Raw genomic sequence first — 9,321 nt, 5'->3', positions numbered from 1 at the left:
CCGGCCGAGGCGTTGGAGCGGCTGAACAAGGTCTCCGCCCAGCCGCACCGCTACCCGCGCGCCTTCGAGGAAACGATGGTCGAGCGACGCCAGGCGGCGATCAGGATGCCGGGGAAGAGGTAGGGGGTCGGTTCAGACTCCTCCCGCCGCGCTGCTGCGGAGTAGATGCATATCCTTTTCCTCCCCCGTAATCGGGGAGTAATCGGGGGAGGTGCCCCATAGGCGCTAAAGTAGAAGGGAACCTTATCCCGAGGAGCGCCCGCAGCGCGCGTCTCGAAGGATGGGCCACACAGCAGATCGTCGGAACAGCCGCGTTGCAGCGCCCGTCTCTGTTGCCGACCGAAGGGCGAAGGTTACTTCGCCCGAATCGAGACGCGGCCCTCCGCGCCGCTCCTCAGGGTGAGGTCCCTTTGTATTTTAAACGCCTATGGGGAGGTGCCCCATCATACGGGGGCGGAGGGGGAGAGCCTCAGACGAGATCCATGAGATTCCGACGTCGGAATTGGAGCAATCCGGGCTGGGGCCTGCCCCTCCGGCCCTTCGGGCCACCTCCCCCGATTACGGCCCGATTACGGGGAGGTACTCGAGGAGTGTCCACTCCGTGAGAACCATTCACCCCGCCAGCACCGGCTCGCCGAGGATCTGGGTGCGGTGCATGAGGCGCTTCAGGCTTTCGTCGAAGGCATCGCGGCGATGCATGACGCAGCGATTGTCCCACAGCACGAGATCGCCGACGCGCCATTTCTGGTACCACGCAAAGCGCTCCTGTGTGGCGTGCTTCCACACCGCGTCGAGCAGCGCCTCGCTTTCCTCGACCGGCAGGCCGTGAATGTAGGCGCCCGGCCGGCGCCCCAGGAACAGGGCCTTGCGTCCGCTCACGGGATGCAGCCGGACGAGGGGATGGACCGCGCCCGGCGTCTGGCGGACATCGAGCGTGCGCTGGAAGCCCTTGCGCAGCTCGCCGGCCGAGTTGCGGCTCGAATCGTGGATGCAGGTCCGGCCCTCGATGGCGCGCCGGAGATCGTCGGGTAGCGTCTCGTAGGCAGAGTACATGTCGAGGAAGCCGGTATTGCCGCCGTCGGGCGGCACCTCGAGCGCATAGAGCAGGCTCGCGCGCGGCGGCAAGGGGTTGTAGGACATGTCGGTGTGCCAAACGAGCTCGTAGCTTCCCAGCCCGCCGACCGGCTTGCCGTCGTGCACGACGTTGGAGATCACCGCAACCCAGGCCTCGGCGTCCTTCGACAAGCCCGAGTTGGTGCGGTCGAGGCTGGCCGCCGCGATCGGCACGCGATCGAGCTCGCCGAAGCGGGCGCTGAAGTCCATCAGCATTTCGTCGTCGATCTTCTGCCCCGAGAAGCGAAGGACGAGGTGATCGCTCCACGCTCGCAGGATGTGTTGAAAGGCGGTGTCGCTTACCGGCCTGGCAAGGTCGACCCCGTGAATGTCGGCGCCCAGCGCGGCACCGGTCGGTTGAACCCACACGTCGCTCATCGGCGTCTCCTCGATGGCGCCACTGTGGCACAATTTGGTTCCGGCACGCATCCATTCGCGTCGCCCTGCGTTGGTGGTTGGTAGCTATGCGTCGTTGCCATGCAATCGCTGTCGTCTGGTGCTCGCACACCAGAGATTGGGCGTGGTTGAGCTGCGTCCTGGTGACGACTGCCTTCCTGGCCCTCGGCCCGTGCAGGATCGCGGAGGCACGGTCGGGCCGGATTGCCCTCGTCGTAACGGGAGACGAGGCCATGCAGGGAGACATCAAGGAGCTCGTCGAGAGATTCGAGAAGACCCAGCCGCTCTCCGGCGACAGCCTCGCGGTGCTGCAAGGCGCCCAGTCTGTCGTCGGCAGGATCAACAGCGCGCTGCGCTCGCGCGGCTACTACGACGGCACGATCAAGGCCACGGTCGACGGACGCCCGATCACTGAAGCCGGTGCGCTGGACGCCATCGACGCCCGGCCGGAGAACGAACCGGTCGCCGTTGCCGTTGAGGTGGCAACCGGGCCGCGCTATCGCGTCACCGAGATCGCCATCCGCCCGCCGCAGTCGCGGATCTCCTTGCCCGGCATCGATCGCGACAAGCTCGGCCTGGCCACAGGCGATCCCGCCGACGCCACCGCCATCATCGGGGCGCAGGACAAGCTGATCGGCGAGTTGCGCCGGCAGGGCTACGCGCTTGCCCAGGTCAAGCGCGAGGTCGTGGTCGATCACGCGACGCACAATGCGGAAGTGACCTACATCGTCGAGACCGGCCCGCCCGCCAAGATGGGCCCGGTCCGGTTTTCCGGCAGCGACAAGGTCGACATGGTCTGGCTTCAGCGCCGCGTTCCCTTCAAGGAAGGCGAGCCGTACGACCCGGACAAGGTCGAAGCGATGCGCGGCCGGCTCACCGCCCTCGGGGTATTCAACTCCGTGCGCATCAACCAAGCGTCGGCCCTGAATGCCCAGGGCGAGCTGCCGTTCGACGTCGAGCTGACGGACCGGCCGCCGCGCACGATCGGCTTCGGCATCAGCTACGAGACCCAGCTCGGATTCTCCGTCAACGGCTTCTGGACCCATCGCAATCTGTTCGGCCAGGCGGAAAGCCTGCGCCTGTCAGCCGAGATCAATCATATCGGCCAGCAAGGCTATTCCATCCTCGATACGGGCTTTGCCTTCCGCGCCGCCTTTCGCAAGCCGGACTGGTGGCTTTCCGGCCAGGACGCCCGCCTCGAGGCTGCCGGGCTGCGCGACGTGCTGGACGCCTACACGCGCAATGCCGTGACGGCCTATGCCGGATTCGATCGGGTGTTCTCGCCGACGCTGACGGCGAGGGCAGGGCTCGCCGGCGAGATCTCGCGGATCACCCGCAACGGCATCACGATGGACTACCAGCTGGTCGGCCTGCCGCTCTCCATCCTGTACAACCGCGCCAACAGCGACGTCGATCCGACCAAGGGCTATCGCATCGATGTCGACGTGACGCCGTGGATCAGCGCGATCGACTTCTTCACAGTCGTGCGCGTTACCGGCCGCACCTATTTCGATCTCGGCGAGCCGGGGCGGACGGTGCTGGCCGCCCGCGGCTCGCTCGGCAGCGAGCCGGCGATCAGCATCGGCGGCATTCCACCCGACAAGTTTTTCTATGCCGGCGGCGGCGGCTCGGTACGCGGCTTCGTCTATCAGAGCGCAGGCCCACGCGATGCCTTCAACAACCCGCTGGGCGGCGCCAGCGTCGTCGAGGCGAGCCTCGAACTGCGCCAGCGCATCGGCAAGTCGTTCGGCGCCGTGGCCTTCGTCGATGCCGGCAGCGCATATCCCTACTTCTTTCCCGACTTCTCGCTGTTCGCGCCGCGCATAGGCGCCGGTGCCGGCATCCGCTATTACACGGACTTCGGGCCAGTGCGCCTCGATGTCGGCTTCCCGCTCAACCGGCGGGAAGGCGACCCGGCGTTCGGCATCTATGTCAGCCTGGGACAGGCCTTCTGATGCGTTGGCTGCGACTCCTCGGCAAGATCGTCGTCGGCCTGGTGGCCGTCCTGGTCTTTGCCTTTGCCGCTCTTCAGACCGCGCCGGGCCAACGCGCCCTGGCGTCGCTCGTATCGAAGCTGGCGACAACGGCCGAAGGCGGCCTGGAGATCACGGGGCTTCACGGATTCTTTCCGACAGACCTGACGATCGAGCGGCTTGCCTATCGCGATCGCGACGGCCCCTGGCTCACCGCCGACAATCTGCGCCTTCGCTGGTCGTTGGCCTCGCTGCTCCAGCGACGCCTGCAAATCGAGCTGCTCTCAGCCGATCGCATTGGGGTTCCGCGCCCGCCGCTGCCCGACAAACTGGCGGACGAGAAGAAGAGCGACGGAGAACCGTTGGCGCTGCCGCTCGAGGTCGATCTGAAAGATCTCTCGATCGCCGATTTCCACCTCGGCGCGGCGTTGGCCGGCATCGAGTCGCGCTGGAAGATCACGGGCAACGCACACCTGCCGGCCGATCTCGTGCAAGGGCGGCTGGTGCTCGACGGCACGCGCATCGATGGGCCGGCCGGCAAGCTCGCCGCCAACATTCGCTTCGATGCCCGACAGAAGTCGGTCGACGGCGAGGTGAGCCTGAACGAGCAGCGCGGCGGGATCGTCGCCGTGCTGCTGGAGCGACCCGACATCGAGGACCTGTCGGTGCGCCTCGTGGCGCGCGGCGACGCCCGCACCGGCCAGGCCGATTTGAACGTGGCAGCCGCCGATGCCGTCCGCGTGACCGGCAAGCTGACCTGGGAACCCCGGGGCGACGCGACCAATGTCGTCGCCCGCATCGACTCGTCAGCTCCCGGCCTGCCACGGAATCCGACCGCCGATGCGCTGCGCGAACCGATCCGCCTCGACGCCCAGGCCACGATTGACGACAAGGTCGTCGTGCTGAGCGATTTCAAGCTCGCCACGGCGCCGCTCACGGTCGATGCGTCGGCGCGCTACGACATCAACGGCGACCGGCTCGAGGCGACGGCGACGATCGACTCGAACCAGCCGGGCGCCCTCGGGCCGCTGGCAGGCGGCGTTGCCTGGCGAGGCCTCGGCCTGCAGATCAAGGCCGACCTCGGGTCGCTGGCGACCGTGCCGCAGGGAACGGTCACGCTGACCGGCAACGCCGACGACATCTCCCTGGCGGCTATCAATGCGCAACTGCCGCCGTTGGGTCCCGTGAGACTGCAGGCCAAATTCGGATTTGCCGACGGCAAGGCCACGGTGCAGTCGCTCGACTTCCGATCGACGCCGGCCGTGCTGAGCGGCTCCGGTTCCTACGTTCTGGCGACCAAGGTCGGGGACCTGAAGGCAACCGTCACGCTGCCGGATTTCGCCGTCTTTTCGACCCTGGCCGGCCAGCCGCTTGCCGGTCAGGGCACCTGGGATCTGACCGCGACATCGGACGCCAAGGACGTATCCCTGTCCTGGCGGGGAACGGTCAGCGACCTCGGGGCGACCGGTCTGCCAGTCCAGCTGGTCAATGCCAGCGTGGGACTCTCGGGCACGGCGACCTGGCAATTCGACCAGTCATGGACACTGAGGGACGTTCGCGTGGCTGCTGGCGACAACGCCGTCCTGAGCATCGCGGGTCGAGGACAGGCAGAGACCGCCGATCTCGATCTGTCGCTCGACCTGCCGAAACTCGGATGGGTGCAGCCGGATCTTGCCGGCAGCGCCAGACTCTCCGCCACCGTTCGCCAGAGCACCAGCGGCACCGATCTTCGCCTCACGGCTGAGGTGAGCGATCTCCATCACGGTCCTCTGACGTCGCGACGCGTGTCGTTGGCGGCATCGCTGTCACGCGACCCTGCCGGCGCGATCCAGGGCACGATGACGACCAATGGCGATCTGGTCGACCAGCCGCTCTCGCTCGAAGGTCGTTTTCGCTACGACGCCGACGGTCTTGCCGTGCCGACCTTCGAGGGTCGCTGGGCGAGCGCAGTGCTGAACGTCGTCGATCTCGCGATCACGCGAACGCGGCGATCGGGGCGCGGTCAATTGCAGATCGCGCGGCTGCAGGATGCCGCTCCCCTTGCCGGCACCGATCTCGCCGGTTCGATCGACCTCGAGATGACTGCCGCCGACATTCCGGCCGACGCTCAGGCCGCAGCCGGGCTGGTGACCGTGACCCTGCAGGGCAAGGGGCTGCGCAGCGGCTCCACCTCCATTGCATCCCTCGACCTCAAGGGGACGGTCAGAGATCCACTCAATGCCGCCGTCACCGAGGCGACGCTCACGGCCAGCGGGATGGGCGGGGCTGCCGACATCAACCGCGTGACGGTGACCGCCAACGGCAACCGGCAGGGAGTGAACGTCGCGCTCCAGGCGGCGGGGGCGCGAACAAACGCCGATATGCGCGGCAAGGTGGAGCCTGACGGAAACGATATCCTGATCAGCCTGTCGCGCCTGGAGGGCCGTCATTCGGGAATACCGGTGGCGTTGAACGCGCCGACGCGGGTGCGCATTGCCGGACAGCGCATCGTCCTGGATCCGACCAATCTGCGCCTGGGTGGCGGCCGGTTGACGGTACGCGGCACGATCGATCCGACGGCGAGCGATTTGCAGCTCGAGCTGGCGGCCCTGCCGCTGTCTCTGGTCGACGCCGTGGCGCCGGGCAGCGGCCTCGAGGGGACGGCCCAGGCCAAGGTGCAGGTGCGCGGCGCCTTGGCGGCACCGCGCGTCGATGCCACCTACGGCGTCACAGGCTTGCGCGTGCGACGGCCGGAGGCGGGGCTCGTGCCGCCATTGTCGATCCAAGGATCGGGCACGATATCGGGCAACCAAGCCAGCGTCGATGCCCGTCTCAGCGCCGGCGGCGCGACAAACCTTGCGATCAAGGGCAAAGCGGCCATTCCACGCGGCACCGGCGCGCCGTCAGGCTCCGCCACGATCACCGGCGCGCTCGACATCGCACCATTCTCGCCGCTGCTCGGCACCGACGTTCGCAACGTCACCGGCACGCTGCGACCGAACCTCACCGTCGAGCTGTCAGGATCGAAGATCAACGGCAGCGGCACCATCGATTTCGCCAACGGCGCTCTCGCCTTGCCCGAGTCGGGCCTGCGGCTCAGCGGCGGCGAGGGGCGACTCGCGCTCCAGGGCGACACGGTGCAGATCCAGCGCCTCAACTTCCAGACCAGCCGCAACGGCATCCTGTCGCTCGCCGGTACCATCAGGCTCGATGCCCAGCAGGGCGTGACGCCCGACATTTCTGTGACCAGTCGCAATGCCCTCCTGGTCAACCGGCCCGACCTCATGGCGACTGTCTCGACCAACCTCAAGGTGACGGGATCGACGGGGACAGGCATCGACCTCTCCGGCCCGATCACGATCGACCGCGCGGAGATCTCCGTCGGCGGCCAGCAGTCGGCGTCCTATCCGACGCTCGAGGTGCGCGAAATCAACAAGCCGGGCGGAGCGCCGCCGCCGGCGACGACCGGGCAGGCGGCTGCCCGGCCGCGACAGCCGCCACCGGGTGCGACTCCGATCCGGCTCGCTCTCGCGATCCAGGCGCCGCGCGCGGTGTTCGTGCGCGGACGCGGCCTCGATGCCGAGATGTCGGGCGATCTCAAGGTCGGCGGGTCGCCGGCGGCGCCGGCTGTCGTCGGCGGGTTGACGATGCGCCGCGGCGAGTTCGACCTGCTCGGGCGGCGCCTCACCTTCAGTCGCGGCGTCGTTACTCTCGATAATCTCGACCGGATCGACCCGCGGCTCGATTTCCTCGCCAGCACGACCGTGCAATCGACGACAATCAACGTCGAGATCAAGGGCACGGCGCGGGCCCCGGTCATCAGCGTCACCGCGGGCGGCCTGCCGCCGGACGAGGCGATGGCCATGCTGTTGTTCGGCAAGCCCGCATCGGGTCTCAGCCCCTTCGAGCTCGCCCAGGCAGCGCAGGGGCTCGCCGAGCTGACGGGAGCTTCACCGGAGTCGGGCGTACTGAGTCGCCTGCGCGGCGGTCTCGGCCTCGACCGCCTGTCGGTAGGGTCGAGCGGCAGCGGCGCCAATCCGCAGATGTCGCTCGAGGCCGGCCGCTACGTCGCGCCCGGCATATATATCGGGGCGCGCCAGGGCGCGAGCGGCAACTCGAGCCGCGGCGTCGTCCAGATCGACGTGCTCGACAACGTCAAGATCGAGGGCGACGTCGGCGCCGATTCCAACGGCCGCGTCGGCGTGAAGATGCAGTGGGATTATTGAACGGGCCACTCATGCTCTTCCGGACCGCGGGCGTCTCGCCCGCTGCTCTCATGAGCGGGCGAGACGCCCGCGGTCCGGAAGAGCATGAGGGAGGCTCACTCGAAATAGTGCGGCACGAAGCGGCTGTTGTTGTGGGTTATGCGGCGCTCGTCCTCGCGCATGCCGATGCCGGCCGGCTTGCCGTCGATGATCCATGAGCCGACCAGGGCGTAGCAGCCGTCGAAGCGCGGCAGCGGCTGGTAGGTCTGCCACACGAAGCCCTCGCTGCCATAGTCGCCGCCGGCGGTGTCGAACACGCCGGGGCCCACCACGGTGACGTTGTGGCCCTCGCGGCCGAAGATCGGCTTCTTGACGAACGCGCGCCCGAGATCGGCGTGCTCGGTGTCGAAGGCCGGCAGCAGGTTGGCGTGGTTGGGAAAGCCCTCCCACAAGAGCGGCAGCAGCATCTTGTTGGACAGGATCATCTTCCACGCCGGCTCGATGAAGGCCGTGGTGTCGGTGAGCACGTGCACGCCGAATTTCTCGCGCACCATCCACTCCCACGGATAGAGCTTCGAGAGGACCTGGATCGGCATCTCGTCGAGGTCGGTGAAGCGCCGGCCGTTCCAGCCGATGTCGGGCACGCCCATCGGCTTGCCGGCGAGCCCGGCCTGCAGGGCGGTGTCGCGCAGATACTCCGAGGTCGCGAGATCCTCGAGGTGATCCTCGAAGCGGGCGAAGTGGACGAGGCCTTCGGGCGGCAGGCGGCGCAGAATGCCGCGCCAAGCTTCGATCAGCTTGTCGTGGATCGAGTTGAACTGATCGGCCTCCGGCTTGACGTCCTTCAGCCAGTACCATTGCACCACCGCGGCTTCGTAAAGCGCGGTCGGCGTGTCGGCGTTGTACTCCAGAAGCTTGGGCGGTTCCTTGCCGTCGTAGGCGAGGTCGAAGCGGCCGCACAGGGTCGGGTCGCTGCGCCGCCACACGCGTTCGATATAGTCGCCCCACGCCGGCGGGATGCGCATGCGCTGCCACAGCTTGTTGGCGACGACGTACTCGACGGCCTTCAGGCAAAGCCCATGCAGCTCCTCGCTGGCCGCCTCCAGCTCCTCGATCTCGGCTGACGAAAAGGCGTAGCAGGCCTGCTCGGTCCAATAGGCCTTGCCTTCCAGATTGTAGAAGTTGAAGCCGATCTGCTCGAGCTTGTGCTGCCAGCCCGGGCGCGGCGCGGACGATTCGCGACGCATGTCAACTCGACGAGCCGGTCGACGATCCGGTCGAGCCGAAGCCGCCGCGCTGGCTCGTCGTGGAGGTGGCCCGGCTGGTCTCCGACGTCGAGCTTCCGGTGGTGCTGCTGGTCGTGCTGCCGCTTCTGAAGGACGATCCGGTTCTCGTGCTGCTGGTACTACTGGTGCTGCTGCTGCCGCCGCCGCTCGTGCCTGTTGCCTGCTGCTGGGGCGGGCAGACCTGGCCGGGCAGGCAGGGCACCGCGGCAACCGGCGGGCGGTAGAACGGGTTGGGCAGGAACCAGAGGTACGGCAGTGCCCCCAGGCCGGCACCGACGCTGGGCGCACAGGAATAGAGCAGGGCGGCGCCGGCCACCCCCATCACGGCGAGCTTGACGCCGCGAGACATGCGCGGGTCACGCGGCGGGG

5 protein-coding genes are annotated in these 9,321 nt (G+C 67.7%); 2 read left to right on the top strand and 3 right to left on the bottom strand.

What is annotated here, in order from left to right; all coding sequences use genetic code 11:
- Positions 1-612 precede the first annotated feature (612 nt).
- Complete coding sequence (locus AB7O82_RS06180; protein WP_428538852.1) at positions 613-1,491, bottom strand: TauD/TfdA dioxygenase family protein; 879 nt, start codon at positions 1,489-1,491, stop codon at positions 613-615.
- A gap of 251 nt (positions 1,492-1,742) precedes the next feature.
- Between AB7O82_RS06180 and AB7O82_RS06175 the strand changes: the two genes are divergently transcribed.
- Complete coding sequence (locus tag AB7O82_RS06175) at positions 1,743-3,464, top strand: autotransporter assembly complex protein TamA (RefSeq protein WP_428538850.1); 1,722 nt, start codon at positions 1,743-1,745, stop codon at positions 3,462-3,464.
- Positions 3,464-7,687 carry a translocation/assembly module TamB domain-containing protein gene (locus AB7O82_RS06170; protein ID WP_428538848.1) on the top strand — a complete coding sequence of 1,408 codons (4,224 nt, stop codon included), beginning with the start codon at positions 3,464-3,466 and terminating at the stop codon, positions 7,685-7,687. The genes AB7O82_RS06175 and AB7O82_RS06170 overlap by 1 nt, the downstream gene beginning before the upstream one ends.
- A gap of 95 nt (positions 7,688-7,782) precedes the next feature.
- Here AB7O82_RS06170 and AB7O82_RS06165 read toward each other — a convergent pair whose 3' ends face one another.
- Together AB7O82_RS06165 and AB7O82_RS06160 are read right to left on the bottom strand one after the other, a co-directional pair.
- The gene (locus AB7O82_RS06165) at positions 7,783-8,913 is read right to left on the bottom strand and encodes a glutathionylspermidine synthase family protein (protein ID WP_428538846.1); all 1,131 of its coding nucleotides are present in this window, start codon (positions 8,911-8,913) and stop codon (positions 7,783-7,785) included.
- 1 nt (position 8,914) lies between these two features.
- Entirely contained in the window at positions 8,915-9,301 is a 387-nt protein-coding gene (locus tag AB7O82_RS06160; protein WP_428538844.1) for a hypothetical protein, read from the bottom strand.
- Between the last annotated feature and the right edge of the window lie 20 nt (positions 9,302-9,321).

The sequence above is a fragment of the Reyranella sp. genome (genome assembly GCF_050185545.1).
Taxonomy (GTDB): domain Bacteria; phylum Pseudomonadota; class Alphaproteobacteria; order Reyranellales; family Reyranellaceae; genus Reyranella.
This window is presented reverse-complemented; position numbering and strand designations above follow the sequence as displayed.

Coding starts and splice junctions, on each gene's coding strand:
- AB7O82_RS06180 (WP_428538852.1), bottom strand. CDS start 1,491: ATGAGCGACGTGTGGGTTCAACCGACCGGTGCCGCGCTGGGCGCCGAC.
- AB7O82_RS06175 (WP_428538850.1), top strand. CDS start 1,743: ATGCAGGGAGACATCAAGGAGCTCGTCGAGAGATTCGAGAAGACCCAG.
- AB7O82_RS06170 (WP_428538848.1), top strand. CDS start 3,464: ATGCGTTGGCTGCGACTCCTCGGCAAGATCGTCGTCGGCCTGGTGGCC.
- AB7O82_RS06165 (WP_428538846.1), bottom strand. CDS start 8,913: ATGCGTCGCGAATCGTCCGCGCCGCGCCCGGGCTGGCAGCACAAGCTC.
- AB7O82_RS06160 (WP_428538844.1), bottom strand. CDS start 9,301: ATGTCTCGCGGCGTCAAGCTCGCCGTGATGGGGGTGGCCGGCGCCGCC.